The organism is Psychrobium sp. nBUS_13, assembly GCF_051201665.1.
Lineage (GTDB): Bacteria > Pseudomonadota > Gammaproteobacteria > Enterobacterales > Psychrobiaceae > Psychrobium.
In genome coordinates, this window is record NZ_CP179210.1 from 1,654,684 (window position 1) to 1,669,108 (window position 14,425).

At 39.0% G+C, this 14,425-nt stretch carries 17 protein-coding genes and 2 pseudogenes; 11 read left to right on the forward strand and 8 right to left on the reverse strand.

The genetic code is table 11. The annotated features are described in order from the left end of the window. Positions 1 to 19: 19 nt before the first annotated feature. The 5 genes from ACMAZF_RS07505 (at position 20) to ACMAZF_RS07525 (ending at position 3,655) form a co-directional block, all read left to right on the forward strand. Complete coding sequence (locus ACMAZF_RS07505) at positions 20 to 1,045, forward strand: hypothetical protein (RefSeq protein WP_435276773.1); 1,026 nt, start codon at positions 20 to 22, stop codon at positions 1,043 to 1,045. Between the two features lie 290 nt (positions 1,046 to 1,335). Continuing rightward, positions 1,336 to 1,545, forward strand: coding sequence for a hypothetical protein (locus tag ACMAZF_RS07510; protein WP_435276774.1), 210 nt, complete (start codon positions 1,336 to 1,338; stop codon positions 1,543 to 1,545). Positions 1,546 to 1,849: 304 nt separating this feature from the next. After that, a complete protein-coding gene (locus ACMAZF_RS07515; protein ID WP_435276775.1) occupies positions 1,850 to 2,230 on the forward strand; it encodes a hypothetical protein in 381 nt (126 codons plus the stop codon). Positions 2,231 to 2,576: 346 nt separating this feature from the next. After that, positions 2,577 to 3,131, forward strand: coding sequence for a hypothetical protein (locus tag ACMAZF_RS07520; protein WP_435276776.1), 555 nt, complete (start codon positions 2,577 to 2,579; stop codon positions 3,129 to 3,131). A 293-nt stretch (positions 3,132 to 3,424) separates the two neighbouring features. After that, positions 3,425 to 3,655, forward strand: coding sequence for a hypothetical protein (locus tag ACMAZF_RS07525; RefSeq protein ID WP_435276777.1), 231 nt, complete (start codon positions 3,425 to 3,427; stop codon positions 3,653 to 3,655). Positions 3,656 to 3,754: 99 nt separating this feature from the next. Here the strand turns inward: ACMAZF_RS07525 and ACMAZF_RS07530 are convergent, their stop codons facing one another. Next, positions 3,755 to 4,030, reverse strand: a complete 276-nt coding sequence (locus tag ACMAZF_RS07530) for a hypothetical protein (RefSeq protein WP_435274350.1) — start codon at positions 4,028 to 4,030, stop codon at positions 3,755 to 3,757. Between the two features lie 281 nt (positions 4,031 to 4,311). On the opposite strand from ACMAZF_RS07530, the gene ltrA reads away from it, so the two are divergent. Together ltrA and ACMAZF_RS07540 are read left to right on the forward strand one after the other, a co-directional pair. Continuing rightward, positions 4,312 to 5,601, forward strand: coding sequence for a group II intron reverse transcriptase/maturase (gene ltrA, locus ACMAZF_RS07535; protein WP_435276770.1), 1,290 nt, complete (start codon positions 4,312 to 4,314; stop codon positions 5,599 to 5,601). 134 nt (positions 5,602 to 5,735) lie between these two features. After that, positions 5,736 to 6,203 (forward strand): OsmC family protein, encoded by a 468-nt coding sequence (locus ACMAZF_RS07540; RefSeq protein WP_435276778.1) that lies wholly within the window; start codon positions 5,736 to 5,738, stop codon positions 6,201 to 6,203. Positions 6,204 to 6,431: 228 nt separating this feature from the next. Here the strand turns inward: ACMAZF_RS07540 and ACMAZF_RS07545 are convergent. Beyond that, positions 6,432 to 6,956, reverse strand: a pseudogene (locus tag ACMAZF_RS07545) (transposase); the annotation flags it as partial. A gap of 145 nt (positions 6,957 to 7,101) precedes the next feature. Here ACMAZF_RS07545 and ACMAZF_RS07550 point away from each other — a divergent pair. Genes ACMAZF_RS07550 through ACMAZF_RS07560 form a run of 3 tightly spaced genes read left to right on the forward strand, consistent with a single transcriptional unit; the run spans position 7,102 to position 8,344 of the window. After that, positions 7,102 to 7,482 (forward strand): GNAT family N-acetyltransferase, encoded by a 381-nt coding sequence (locus ACMAZF_RS07550; RefSeq protein WP_435276779.1) that lies wholly within the window; start codon positions 7,102 to 7,104, stop codon positions 7,480 to 7,482. Beyond that, entirely contained in the window at positions 7,479 to 7,874 is a 396-nt protein-coding gene (locus ACMAZF_RS07555; protein WP_435276780.1) for a GNAT family N-acetyltransferase, read from the forward strand. Before ACMAZF_RS07550 ends, ACMAZF_RS07555 begins: the two co-directional genes overlap by 4 nt. Positions 7,875 to 7,921: 47 nt before the next feature. Continuing rightward, positions 7,922 to 8,344, forward strand: a complete 423-nt coding sequence (locus ACMAZF_RS07560; protein ID WP_435276781.1) for a hypothetical protein — start codon at positions 7,922 to 7,924, stop codon at positions 8,342 to 8,344. On the opposite strand, the gene ACMAZF_RS07565 is transcribed toward ACMAZF_RS07560, so the two are convergent. After that, complete coding sequence (locus ACMAZF_RS07565) at positions 8,341 to 8,874, reverse strand: thioesterase family protein (RefSeq protein WP_435276782.1); 534 nt, start codon at positions 8,872 to 8,874, stop codon at positions 8,341 to 8,343. The two genes, ACMAZF_RS07560 and ACMAZF_RS07565, sit on opposite strands and share 4 nt — an antisense overlap. Before the next feature lie 122 nt (positions 8,875 to 8,996). On the opposite strand from ACMAZF_RS07565, the gene ACMAZF_RS07570 reads away from it, so the two are divergent. Beyond that, a complete protein-coding gene (locus ACMAZF_RS07570) occupies positions 8,997 to 9,848 on the forward strand; it encodes a tetratricopeptide repeat protein (RefSeq protein WP_435276783.1) in 852 nt (283 codons plus the stop codon). A gap of 38 nt (positions 9,849 to 9,886) precedes the next feature. Here ACMAZF_RS07570 and ACMAZF_RS07575 read toward each other — a convergent pair whose 3' ends face one another. From ACMAZF_RS07575 to yegQ, 5 genes and pseudogenes are all read right to left on the reverse strand, one after another. Beyond that, entirely contained in the window at positions 9,887 to 10,381 is a 495-nt protein-coding gene (locus ACMAZF_RS07575; RefSeq protein ID WP_435276784.1) for a SprT family zinc-dependent metalloprotease, read from the reverse strand. A 43-nt stretch (positions 10,382 to 10,424) separates the two neighbouring features. Beyond that, positions 10,425 to 11,954 carry a SulP family inorganic anion transporter gene (locus ACMAZF_RS07580; RefSeq protein WP_435276785.1) on the reverse strand — a complete coding sequence of 510 codons (1,530 nt, stop codon included), beginning with the start codon at positions 11,952 to 11,954 and terminating at the stop codon, positions 10,425 to 10,427. Positions 11,955 to 12,181: 227 nt separating this feature from the next. After that, positions 12,182 to 12,388 (reverse strand): cold-shock protein, encoded by a 207-nt coding sequence (locus ACMAZF_RS07585; protein ID WP_435276786.1) that lies wholly within the window; start codon positions 12,386 to 12,388, stop codon positions 12,182 to 12,184. A gap of 229 nt (positions 12,389 to 12,617) precedes the next feature. Continuing rightward, a complete protein-coding gene (locus ACMAZF_RS07590) occupies positions 12,618 to 12,875 on the reverse strand; it encodes a YfhL family 4Fe-4S dicluster ferredoxin (RefSeq protein ID WP_435276787.1) in 258 nt (85 codons plus the stop codon). A gap of 3 nt (positions 12,876 to 12,878) precedes the next feature. Continuing rightward, positions 12,879 to 14,194 (reverse strand): annotated as a pseudogene (yegQ, locus tag ACMAZF_RS07595) (tRNA 5-hydroxyuridine modification protein YegQ). Positions 14,195 to 14,425: the final 231 nt, after the last annotated feature.

The window sequence follows — 14,425 nt, forward strand, 5'->3', positions numbered from 1 at the left end:
ATGTATAAAGGATTAAGCAATGGAGTCAATTCCACCATACGAAGGAAAGCCAACTGTTTATCTTGATCAAAATGTTTTAGATTTTTTCACTAAACAAGGATTAGGTGAGTTTGGGCAATTACTTATAAAAGATTATCAAGTAGTTTATTCAGATGAAACGCTTAAAGAAATCCGTCGTTCTAAAGGGTTTGAAGAAAGCTTCCTTAACGTACTTAAAGACCTTAATGCTAACTATTTAAAATTAATTGTTGAGCAACCTCACTTTACAATTACTGATAAAGCGACAATAAGCGTGCGTGACCCTTTTGATGTTTATAAAGAGTATTGTGAAAATAGTGATGATGGTGTTGACATAGAACATGCAATGCAACAATGGTTGTTCAAATTTTCCGGTGGAAGAAAAGGTGATAGTTTAAATGATATTCATAAAGAACAAATTGCTGCATTCTCAGAGCTAATGGATTCAATAATGGAAAACTCTGACGAGTTACCCGAAGATGCTCAAAGACAATTAAAAATCTACACTAAGGAAATGACTTCTCAGTACAAAGCAACATTAGAAAAAACTGAAAGCATGATGCTTGAGAATATTGACGATGATAAAAATTGGGATGGTATTAAAGATTTCCGTTCACAGGTAGGAATCGGTCCTAAGCAACTTAATAATATCGAACCGCCAAATGTACTTGTCAAAATCTGGGATAAACTAAGAGCACTTCCAACTTATAGCCAAGCAAATATGGATATAGATGACTTATTTCAGCTAAAGCAGAATCCCATTTACCCAGAGCAGCCATATTTTAAACACCAAAAAGTGACGGGCATTTATAATATGTTAAACACTTTAGGATATTATCCCGATTCAAAAGTACACAAAGAAAGACGATTCATAGCGGCAACAAGTGATAATAGTCACGCATCAATAGCATCTTTTTGTAATTTCCTCTTATCCAACGACGAGCATTTTATTAAAAAGGTAAATGCCGCATATGAGTACCTTGAAATACCCACACTAGCGAAACATGTGGAGTTCAATTATGCATAACAAGTCGTTCAAAAAGGACAAAAAACAGTTGGCTTTTGCTCCTTCGTCGCTAATTTTAGCCAACTATTTTATTGCCTCTTAAAACGGCGTTGAGGCTGTAGAATTTATAAATCTTAGATTCCAGAGCCAAAAACTACGTTGATGAGAGTGATTTATTTCATAAATCACTCTCATACAACATTAGATTTCGCGTAGATGCGCGGTTTTTAGTGTAAATTAATCAAAATTTAATGGCTGTTTTTCTTGAATGATAAATTCTACAGCCTCGTTATATTTACCAAGGATTTTGGATGAACGTAAATAAATTTGTAGACTTAATTACGTCTATGGGAAAAGGGATACTAATGGGGATTGGCATTGGATGCGCACTTCTTGGTCTTTTTCTATTATCTTTTTCATATTCTAACGGCCAAGGATTAAATATTGGTGCATTTGTCGCGATTATTTCTGGCTCTGCTTGTATCCTTCTATCTCTCAACTCAAGTAAAAAACAGTTGTAGTATAGGTAAATATAACAAGCTGTTTAATTCGGACAAAATACAGTTGGCTGTGTTTCGTTCCTCAACATTTTAGCCAACAATATTTTGCCCATTAACGAGGGCGTTGAGGCTGTAGAATTTATAAATCTTAGATTCCAGAGCCAAAAACTACGTTGATGAGAGTGATTTATTTCATAAATCACTCTCATACAACATTAGATTTCGGGTAGATGCGCGGTTTTTAGTGTAAATTAATCAAAATTTAATGGCTGTTTTTCTTGAATGATAAATTCTACAGCCTCGTTATGTTGCAAAAGAAGGTTTTATGCATAAATTGATAGTATGCCTATTTATTTTATTTAGTTTTTCTACCAATGCGAACGAACTATGTCAATTAGTAGATGGTTCAAAGATCATTGCACAAGATAGTCAAAATACTTACCTAGGGAAGATTACTAATAGTTTTGATAGCGATTCTATCTTTAACGAGTTTGGTACTTATGGTAATGAATTTAGCGGCGACTCAATATGGAATGAATTCTCTACTTTTGGCAATGAATTTAATTCTGATTCTCCATTCAACGAGTTTTCAAGCTCCCCACCAATGATTATAAAAGACAAAAAAATCATTGGTTATTTGTCAGCTAATAAATCATTACAAAATGCAGTTAGTCCTAACATGCTTAAAGCAATGTGCGGTGATTAGTTGCAACATAACAAGCTAATTAATAAGGACAAAAAACAGTTTGCTGTTTTCGTTCCTCAACATTTTAGCAAACAATTTTTTGCCTGTTATTAGGGCGTTGAGGCTGTAGAATTTATAAATCTTAGATTCCAGAGCCAAAAACTACGTTGATGAGAGTGATTTATTTCATAAATCACTCGCATACAACATTAGATTTCGCGTAGATGCGCGGTTTTTAGTGTAAATTAATCAAAATTTAATGGCTGTTTATCTTGAATGATAAATTCTACAGCCTCGTTAAGTCTTCACGGAAGTATTGGTGAAAATTAATTGTTTAAGTGTTTAATCAGGAAGTCATCTTTAAGTAATGAAGTATTTTAAAACACCCGAGTTTCTTTTCGAAGTACTTGGGGAGAAACAATCAGTATTAGAGGTATCTTGCACAGTTATTTTTGCCCTACTTGGTAGCTGGATTATTTATTCCGTGGCAGGCATTGAATTGGGAAGCTGGCAAACAGTTGTAGCTTTTATACTAATAGTTGATGTACTAGCAGGGTGTATTGCGAACTTTAGTTTCGGCACTAATGAATTTTACTCTAAAAGGCCTAAAAATCGTCTTATATTTATTGCCATTCATATTCATATCTTGGTTATCGCATGGTTACTCTCTGAGCCAATGGCTGCTGCTTTGATTGTTTGGGGATTCACTATTGCTTCAGCATTTTTAGTTAATGCCTTAAAAGGAAAATCTATTCAGGGATTTATTGGCGCAAATTTAATGTGTTACGGTATATTGTTACTAATTTATTTGTCTCTTCCCGTATGGTTTTTGATGGTTAGTATATTCTTTATGATTAAAGTCCTGTTTAGTTTTTCAGTTGACCATTTTGATAAACAAACTAAAGTGGCAAGTGAAATATAACAAGCTAATTAATAAGGACAAAAAACAGTTGGCTGTTTTCGTTCCTCAACATTTTAGCCAACAATTTTTTGCCCATTATTAGGGCGTTGAAGCTGTAGAATTTATAAATCTTAGATTCCAGAGCCAAAAACTACGTTGATGAGAGTGATTTATTTCATAAATCACTCGCATACAACATTAGATTTCGCGTAGATGCGCGGTTTTTAGTGTAAATTAATCAAAATTTAATGGCTGTTTTTCTTGAATGATAAATTCTACAGCCTCGTTACTTGTTCACGCATTAAGGAGTAACTGTGCATCAATCAAATTTTTTAAAGTGGTCTCTTTTAGTTATTTGTTTACTCGCAATTTTAGCTGGTCTTTTTCAGCTAGGTAAATTGGTTGGTCTTGCCATTTACTCTGATTCATTTAGTTTTAACTCAATTGAAATTTGGCAAGTAGGCTTAATTAGCTCTGGTATTTGGGGAGTATTTGAGTTTTTCAGAACTATGAAAAAGTTAAAAGTATCTCCAAAGTACAACTAACAAGCTAATTAATAAGGACAAAAAACAGTTGGCTGTTTTCGTTCCTCAACATTTTAGCCAACAATTTTTTGCCCATTATTAGGGCGTTAGTGCGTCAAGCTAAGCTTGATGCATCTTGCAGGGTGTAAGTCCCTGTCGGGTAAGGTATAACCAACCACCTGTATCGAGTGTTGCGCCTTTGGCGGAGTGTGAGATTAGCGATTGCTTTTCGGCAGTGAGGACTGCATCACATGAACAATATTGGTGAAGCGTACACAGAGAATTATGTAGGCCATAGGGGATATCGTGTCCCTGAAGTGCTGGCATCGCTCCGATAAATATTAGATCTGACTGACGAGGTTTGTAACGCCATCGAAGTCCAAGCAAAGCAACCATTATTCATGAAAGTGAGCGGTGAGGTTGTGGCGAGTCAGCGGGGTTATCAAGCCGTGGCATGTATAAAGAGATGCATTGAGAACTTGAGAGATCCAAAGGTGTCCCATTAGGACGATGGTAGGGACGTTTAGCCAAAAGCAAAGCCAACGATGACCCTTTGGAAGTCAGATCAGCCCATAGTAGTCTGAGCAGGGGAAAGCCTTGTACATGGCGAAGGAGCTGACAGTTATATCCGGTATTAAGCCGCCACATAGTCCGGACAAAGTAGGGCTGGAATCACTATGACAACAACACTTAATGCCATCGCATTTAAAGCACAAACCCACCCCAAGCACAGATTTCAGAATTTATATGGATTGCTAAATACTGACAGTTTGTATCAAAGCTGGGGGCAACTCAATAAACATGCTAAACCCGGTATTGATGGCACTACCATGCCTAAATACAAGGAAAAGCTAACTGAAAATATTGATCGCTTAGGTCAACAACTCAAACATAAATGTTATCGAGTTAATGATATCAAGCGGATCTTTATCCCTAAATCTAATGGTAAATTAAGACCACTAGGTCTGCCAACGGTTGAAGACAAGCTCGTGCAACAAAGTGTTAGCCAGATCCTGCAAAGCATCTGGGAACAAGACTTTATGCGCAATAGTTATGGTTATCGACCGAATAAAAGTGCGCATCAAGCAGTGCATAGTTTGACACTAAATCTGCAATTCAAAGGTTACGGTTACATTGTCGAGGCTGATATTAAAGGCTTCTTCGATAATCTTGATCACGAATGGCTGATGGACATGTTAAAACAACGCATCGATGATAAGGCGATACTTAACTTAATTAATCAGTGGTTAAAAGCACGGATAAAATCACCTGATGGAGTCTACACCAAGCCATCTAGTGGCAGTCCACAAGGCGGAATTATCAGCCCTGTACTGGCTAATATTTATCTCCATTATGCACTAGACCTCTGGTTCGAAAAGAAAGTAAAACCGTCGATGCGTGGCAGAGCAATGATGATCCGCTACGCCGATGACTTTGTGTGTGCGTTTCAATTGGAAAGGGATGCAAAGCGCTTTTATAAGGTACTACCGAAACGATTAAAGAAGTTCAACTTAGACGTCGCAGAAGACAAAACATCGTTAATGCGCTTTAGCCGATTTCACGCTGGTCGAAAACGTCACTTCGTATTTCTAGGGTTTGAATTTTACTGGGGCACTGATTCAAACAGTAAACCAAGACTCAGACGGCGAACCGCTGTTGCGAAACAGAGGGCGAAGCTGAGTGAGTATTACCAATGGATTAAAAGCAAACGCTCGCTTAAATTGAAGCTATGGCTGCCGCAGTTAAGACGAAAACTCATGGGGTTTGTAAATTATTTCGGACTACCGGACAACAGCAGAAGTTTATCAAGCCTGCATGACTATGTTTTACATAGTCTGTATAAATGGTTGAACAGACGCAGTGGTCGGCGAAGTTATAATTGGAGTAATTTCAAGAAGATGTTAGAGTATTTTAAAATTGAGAGACCAAGCGTCAGCAAGCGATTTGTGCTGGTTGATTGGTACTAGGGTCGTGTTTTTACACGAGTGAATATATAACTGAAGAGCCGGATGCGGTAGTCCCGCACGTCCGGATCTGTGTGGGGTCGGCTCAGTAATGGGCCGCTCTACCACGATTAAATACTTTCATAAACGGAGTTTAAATGTCAGAGTATTTTGCCAAAATCAATTGGGTTAGAGGTAGTAATGAAAGTTATATTGATAACAAATATAGCCGAGGGCATGAATGGATTTTTGATGGTGGTGTAACCATTAAAGCCTCTTCTTCACCTCACGTAGTTCCTTTACCTTATTGCGTTGAAGAAAATGTAGACCCAGAAGAAGCATTTGTTGCGTCTCTTTCTAGTTGTCACATGTTGTTCTTTTTATCTATTGCCGCAAAAAGAAAATATGTGGTTGATTCATATGTAGACGATGCTGTAGGTGTAATGGAAAAAGATAGCGATGGTAAAATTTCAATGACTAAAGTTAAACTTAGACCACATGTTCAGTTTTCTGGTGATAAAAAACCAACGATGGAGCAACTTGAAAAAATGCACCATCAATCACATGAACAATGCTTCATTGCTAACTCAGTGAAAACTGAGGTTGTGACAGAAATAGTAGCCTAACACATATGAGCCCTTCTCGAGTGAATAGGCATTAGTAACTTCTTCGGCCGCGTAGCGGTCGATTGTCTTATACCAATTGCATTAAATATTTGCCCACTTGTACTTGTTAAAATTAACTAACATGGCGTTGCTCTCAATCCTAATAGCCAGCTATTAGTCAATCGAGCGCCTTGTTTTAGCTGATTTTCTCTACGCACAACAAGATCACTTACTTAATGCAATTGGTATTATTTTATATTCTAGAGCCGCATAAATCATTAAACAGCAAGTCATTACCATCAGCAGTGCTTCGATGCGTTCTGGCTTTTTTAGATACAGAGATGAAGTGAGAAAGTCTGGACTTTTCAAAAATCTAAAGCCACGCTCAACACTTTGCTGTGACTTGTAAAGGCTTAACATTTTTTCCATCGTGAGTGTCTCACTCAAGTCGTTACTAGCCAACATAAAAAAACCTTTTTGCTGCATGTTATCGCTTCTTACGTTGAGTGAAGAGCTAAGATGACCTGTGATCTGATATTCAAAACCTGCTTGCTCTTGGTCTTTTTTGGGACGACCAGACTGTTTAAATACAGCATGCTCAGTGGTACCTGTATCGCTCAAGTCAATGGATGGATTGGCCTTTATCCACACAGTTAATGCGCCCGCCGCATCGGATGCACAAGAGAATCGTTGGCGTGCTAGCTTTTTGAATGACTTACAGGCCGCTGTAGACTCTTTGAGCATTGTTCGCGGCATAGTTTCTTTGGTGTTTTTGTTTTTGGAGAAATTATTATACCAAGTTACTATGCTGTTCAAAAACTAGGCTTGAAAGGTCAACACGCCCTAATCTCACTATTGAGTATAGACAACAATTAGCTACAACAGCACCATAAAATTACTCATTAAAGGACTAAACGCAATGGCACAGGTTATTTATGACTTTTCATCACAACACCTCGAGCAACTGCATCAGTTGTATCAAACCGTTACGTGTGTTAATGTTTCGCAGGTTTGCATTGGATTACTAGATGACAACGAGCGTCTAGTAGGATTTACACGTGTTATTACGGATGGAATTTTTAAAGCAGTAATATTCGACGTCGTCGTTAGTGAGTCGCAGCGTGGTAAAAAACTAGGCTTGCGGTTGATGGATTTAGTGAAATCTCATTCTGTGCTTAAAGATGTGCAACACGTTGAATTGTATTGTTTACCAGAAATGGAATCCTTCTATTCCACCCTTGGGTTCCCCACTGAACTAGGTGGCGTGAATTTGATGCGATTTAAGAGGCCTAACGCATGAATATTGAACGCATTGCGCCCACAGCACAAGAACTAAGTGATATGTATCAACGTGCGGGATGGATCGAGAATCCTGATCCCGATCAAATGACGCGCAGTGTTGTTGCTCCAAGTGAATGGTTTGTCGCCCGTGATGATGACAATTGCTTAATGGGAATAGGGCGGGTGATTACAGATTATGTGAGGTATGCATTTATTGTCGATGTGATTACTAAATCTGAGTATCAAAAACGCGGGATAGCTAGCCAAATAATGGATGATATTACTTTATTTTGTCGCGAATTAGGCCTAGAAAGTGTCAATTTATGGCCAAGCGAAGGCAAGGTTGGTTTTTATGAAAAACTCGGGTTTTATCCGCTACCACCAAGTCAGCCGCATATGAAATTAAAGTAATACGAAAAAAAATGTATTAGAAAACAAGGAATAATAAAGGAATATTAATGAAATTTACCGTAAAACCCCAAATCCATAAAACGACATTTTATATCATCATCCCGTTTTTAATTGGCCTGATTATTTATGCTGTTATTAACCCTTTTGGGCATGATGAGCAAACGTTAGCGGCTACGTCAGTTCTTGTCGCAGTTGTAGTGTTAATAAAAGCAATGATGTCAATTTTTTCACCGTGGCTTAATCGAGTTACTGTAGATAACAACCTGTTAAACCAGTCGACGGAATTTGGTGGAGATATTACGCTAGATATTTATCAACTTGATTTGCAGCGCTCGAATAATGATGATGGCGGATTATTATTGATAAATAACGAAGGGCAAAAGCTAGAACTAAGCAGCTGCCTATTTAAAGAAAGCGATCTTAAGAAGATCGCTAATCATATTGATGCATTGTTAGGAAAGAAAGACTAACCTGCGTTCTTTTTAGCCGCCAATAGTGCTTGCCAGTGACTAATATGCGCTGGTGGCTCAGGGGAAACGATGTCAGTTTCTCCTGCTAGTTCCATCAATTTTTGGCTGGCTACGGGCTTGCGTTTATGAACAAATAATCCGCGTAGGTGAGCAATAGCGTGGATGGTATCACCGCTAACAAAACGTTGTTCCATATAGAAATACTTTTCATCCCAACACACAATTTTTGACTCAATGGTACATTTTTGCCAAGGGCGAACATCTTTAATGAAGGTGATTTCAGTGGAACTAACTACTGGCAGCCATTTTTTCTTAAGAACTTTCTTAAACACCCCACTATCTGACATCATTTTAGTACGTGCTAGATCCATCAATGCTAAGTATCGAGAATTTGTAAGATGGGCATTAATATCGACATCTAAAGGTAAAACTCGAAATTGATATTTACTGGTGGCTAAAATTGATTGGCGTAATTTGTTGCGGGGTATTTCCCACAGCAAAAGATAAAAGAGGCGTAAATATAAATTCATATTAATGTTTAAAGTAAATATTCTAAAAGATGTTGGCTATCATAGCAGCTCATTAAAAATATCGCTTGAAAAATAATGATTTGCCCATAAATATAACTAAACCTATTTTAATGAGAATACGCATGTCGAACATTGTTGAACTTACCGTTGAAAACTTTCAATCAGTCTTAATAGAACAATCACCAGAACAGCTTATTGTTGTCGAATTGTATTCTCCCCGTGACGAATCGGGTAAAGCGATGTCACATGATTTAGTGAGTTTGGCTAATGAATTGGGCGAAGCAATTGTACTCGCCCGTGTTAATTGCGATGAGCAGCCCCAAATAACTCAGCAATTCGGTGTGTCATCAGTTCCTACATTAGTGTTAATTCGTGCCGGAAAGCCGCTTGACGGTCTAACGGGGGTTACGCCATTGCCTCAAATAAAAGAGTTGTTATTTAAGTATCTGCCAAAGCCAGAAGATGACATGTTATTACAGGCCAATGCAATACTATTAGATGAGGCTGGTGATATAAATGCGGCTTTTTCGTTAATTAAGCAAGCCTATGAGATTGACCCAGAGCGTATTGATATCAAACTCTGTTATAGCGAAGTGTTAATAAAAGTAGGTCAGTTAGACAACGCGCAAACGTTATTAGAAAGTTTCGCGCTAGAAGACAAAAATGCAAGTTATCAACGTCTTATTTCGTTATTGGAGCTTGCCCAACAAGCAGGGCAATCACCAGAAATTACAGCGTTAGAGCAAAAGCTGGCTCAAACACCGGATGATAAGTCAGTAAAACTTGAATTAGCGGTAAGTTATAGCCAAGCGAACCGAAGTAGTGATGCGTTAGATTTGTTATTTGACATTCTAACTATCGATTTAAATTTTGATGATGCAAAGAAACGTTATCTCGATATCGTTGCTGCGTTGCCTGATGGTGACGCTTTGGCTTCAGCATCTCGCCGAAGACTTTACAGTTTATTACATTGATATCTAGGACATAGTATCGATACGGTAGATTATCGGTACTATGCAATCGTTAAATTTTGGCGACACATTTTACAACGATAGATTGTTCCCTTTAACACATTGTTATGGCGGCGTATTGTTAACTCAACATCACCACAATCACAACGATAAGTAATGTGTTTGATACCTATATTGTCGACATTATATTGATGAGTACGAGTAGGTGGTAAGTCAAACACATTAACCATAATGTGTTGCCATTCACGGCCATGCGGCGGTGTTTTACCAAAGAGCTGCCATACGAGCAGGTGCGCGATTTCATGAGGCACAACGTGGGTGAGAAAGTGTGCTTTGTTTTGCTCATAAATCTTAGGATGAAACTTGATTGTGTTCTTTTGGAGTAATGCGCAGCCGGCAATTTTTCCCCGTTGATTAAACAATACATCCGGTCGTGGAAAGCGACGCGCTAATACGTGTTCTGCGGTGGCATAGCACTGCGTTACAACGTCGAGTAGTTCTTCTTTTAATTGATTATCTAGCATGGGCATTATCATAAAAAAGCCAGCAATTAAGCTGGCTTTGTTTACGTATTTTTAACTACGATAACTTATCGCTAGCGATATGGTAGTTAGGATCTTCCATAACATTGAGTTCTACACAATCACTTGCTTTAGAAAATAGCTCTTTACATTCAGGGCTTAGGTGACGTAAATGTAGCTTTTTGCCAGCCTGTGTGTAACGCTCGGCCAGTCCATCGATAGCTTCAATACCAGAATGGTCATAGACACGAGAGTTCTGGAAATCGATAATGACATCGCCAGCATCATCATTCACCTGAAATTGTGACTTGAAGTTACTGATTGCGCCAAAGAATAGCGGGCCTTCAACTTCATAAACTGTTGAACCATTTTCATCTGTTGAGCGTTTAACGATAACGTGTTTAGCATGTTCCCAAGCAAATACCAACGCCGATACAATAACTCCAACGATGACTGCAATGGCAAGGTCAGTGGCAACTGTTACACCTGATACTAAAACCAAGATAAATGCGTCAGACTTAGGGATCTTTTTAAGTGCGCGGAAGCTAGACCATTCGAAGGTTGCAATAACAACAATAAACATCACGCCGGTTAATGCCGCTAAAGGAATTTGTTCGATTAAGCCAGAAGCAAACAAGATAAAACCAAGTAGCGCTAATGCGGCTGTGATACCTGAAGCACGGCCTCGACCACCTGAGTTCACGTTGATCATCGACTGACCGATCATCGCACAACCCCCCATGCCACCGAAGAATCCGTTGGTTGTATTTGCAAGTCCTTGCGCGACACATTCTTTATTACTTTGACCACGCGTTTGCGTTAGCTCGTCAATCAGTGTCAGTGTTAACAATGACTCAATCAGACCAATGGCCGCTAGAATGAGAGAATAAGGGAAAATGATTGCTAAGGTTTCCCATGTAAAAGGTACGTCTGGGATCATAAAGCTAGGCAGTTCACCCGCGATAGACGCAACGTCGCCAACAACTTTTGTTTCAATGTCTAAACCAACAACCGCCAATGATACAACAACAATAGCAACAAGCGCAGAAGGCACAGCAGAAGTTAGTTTTGGTAAAAAGTGGATAATCGCCATCGTTAGTGCGATAAGCCCTAACATGGTGTAAAGCATCTCACCTTGCATCCATTGCATAACGCCATTTTCGTCTGCTACTTTAAATTGGCCTAATTGGGCAAGGAAAATAACAATAGCTAGGCCGTTCACAAAACCCAACATGACAGGATGAGGCACCATTCGAATGAACTTACCGAGTTTAAACACACCAAATAGGATTTGTAGGATACCGGTGAGCAAGACGGCGGCAAAGAGGTATTGCACGCTGTGTTCAAGCACCAACGAAACCATTACAACAGCCATGGCGCCTGTTGCTCCAGATATCATACCTGGACGTCCGCCAAAAATTGCAGTGATTAAGCCCACCATAAAGGCAGCATAAAGACCAACGATAGGGTCGACATTTGCCACAAAGGCAAAGGCAACGGCTTCTGGCACAAGGGCAAGGGCAACTGTTAGGCCCGAGAGTATGTCAGCCTTTAGGCTAACTACTTTATTAATGTGTAGCTTGAGCATGGTTAGTATCTTTTATTAAGGTGATGGTAGTACCAATTAAGTATGTAGAAATACGTTATTGATAAATGCGGGCGAATAAGCCAGCAAAAAGGGCTAAATTGTAGGTTTTTGGTGGAAAATGTCAACCTAATAAAGCGTAATTGGATAAGTTGATGCACTTAATTTTTGACAAAAATAAGGCCACCTTAAGGTAGCCTATCATAAAGGTTAGTTAAAACCTGAATCTTCTACAGCGCATTGACGTTAAGTGCTTGTGGGCCTTTAGGTCCGTCTTCAACTTCAAACTGTACTTCTTGACCGTCGGCAAGGGTTTTAAATCCGTCGCCTTGAATTGCTCTAAAGTGAACAAATACATCTGAGCCGCCTGAGCGTTCGATGAAACCGAAGCCTTTCTTTTCATTAAACCATTTAACGCGACCTGTCGTTGTAGCCATAATAGCTATTCTCCATTTTCTTATTTTGATTCGGATAGGCAACCGCTGCACTATCCAAACTTGCTATTTCATACTAATGACAAGGATTTATTTTCGTTAGTACTGACGGCTATTTCAATGAACTGCCTAAATAACAAGCATATTGATTCTAGCGCAATATTTTCAAATGTAAACATCATTCACAATATCAGCAATTTAAGCGACGAAATGTCGAATTATTTCCAATAATTTACAGAAGAACACTGTGGTGTATTGTCACATATTTGTCATAAAGTGAATCTTGTGATTCGACATGTTGTTGATCAACCTCATTACAATCAATTGGACAAACTGCGATACATGTCGGTTTGTCGTAATGGCCAACGCATTCCGTACATAGCACCTGATCAATTTCGTAAATGACCTCACCATAGCTAATGGCTTGATTTGGACATTCTGGCTCGCACATATCGCAGTTAATACAATTATTGAGGATTTTTAAAGCCATTAATTAGCCACGAGTAGACGTATTTTGAGGTAAATAACGCATGATTAAGTCGAATGTTAAGTCAATGTCATTTGCTACGGGAATTGAAACGATATGGCCTGAGCCTGGTGCAACGTCAGCTCGTTCACCTTTTTTATTGCGCATCTCATTGAGTTCGAAAATGATATTTCCTTGAGGCGTCATCAATTCTAAGGTGTCTCCCACCATAAATTTGTTTTTAACATCAACAAGGGCATGACCGTTGTCATCGCGACCTAAGATCTCACCAACTAATTGTGCGCTATCTGACACTGAATGACCATAATAATAATTTTGGTATTTGTCATGAGTATGACGACGTAAGAAGCCTTCGGTATATCCACGATGAGCAAGATGGTCGAGTGATGAACTAAGTGCTGGATCGTAGGGTTTTCCTGCGGCGGCGTCGTCAATCGCACGGCGATAGACCTGCGCCGTTTTGGCACAATAATAAAATGATTTAGTGCGTCCTTCTATTTTTAACGAATGAACTCCCATTTTAGTTAACGGCTCGATCATTTCAACGGCACGTAGATCTTTTGAATTCATAATGTAAGTGCCATGTTCATCTTCAAATGCTGGCATATATTCACCAGGACGATTTAGCTCTTGCAATAAATAGATATCGTTTGTGGTATTACCTTCGCCTAATGTCGGTTCAACGACAATGGGCTCTGCTAGTTGTGCTGGTTCTGAAGCTACTACGTCACCGGTTTCATTTTCTTTGGCTTCATGTACGCCATACTTCCAACGACAAGCATTGGTACAGGTTCCCTGATTTAGATCTCGTTTATTAATATAGCCAGATAATAAACAACGGCCAGAATAAGCCATACATAATGCACCATGAACAAATACTTAAAGTTCCATTTCTGGCACGGCTTCACGGATCTCTTTAATTTCGTCAACAGATAACTCGCGAGATAGGATCACTCGCTCAATGCCTTGGGTGCCCCAGAACTTTACCGTAGTCCACTTTACGGCGTTCGCTTGGACGGATAAATGAATGGGTAAATCGGGAAAAGCCTCTCTTACTAATGCCATGATAAGGCCCGGATCTGACATGATTAAAGCATCTGGCTTTAATTCAACCACAGGTTTTAAATCGCGGATATAGGTTTTTAGCTTACTATTGTGAGGCGCAATATTACTTACGACGTAAAACTTTTTCCCAAAATCTGGGCCTCTTTAATGCCGACCGCTAAATTTTCTAAATTGAATTCATTGTTTCGAATTCGCAAGCTATAGCGTGGCTGACCAGCGTAAACGGCATCTGCGCCGTAAGCAAATGCATAACGCATGTTTTTCAAGCTACCCGCTGGGCATAATAATTCAGGAACGAAGGACACTAAAATAAACCTTATTGAAATTTTGGTGGCATAGTTTAGTGATGGCTTAATGGTTGCACAACGTATGTGTCGCTTAGTTTGAGTTGACATTGATGTAAATCAATTTATGGTTAACTGGAACAAAACCACCAGTCACATAAAAATGCAAAAAAACAACATAAATAGTCATTTCGCTCTTGTGTG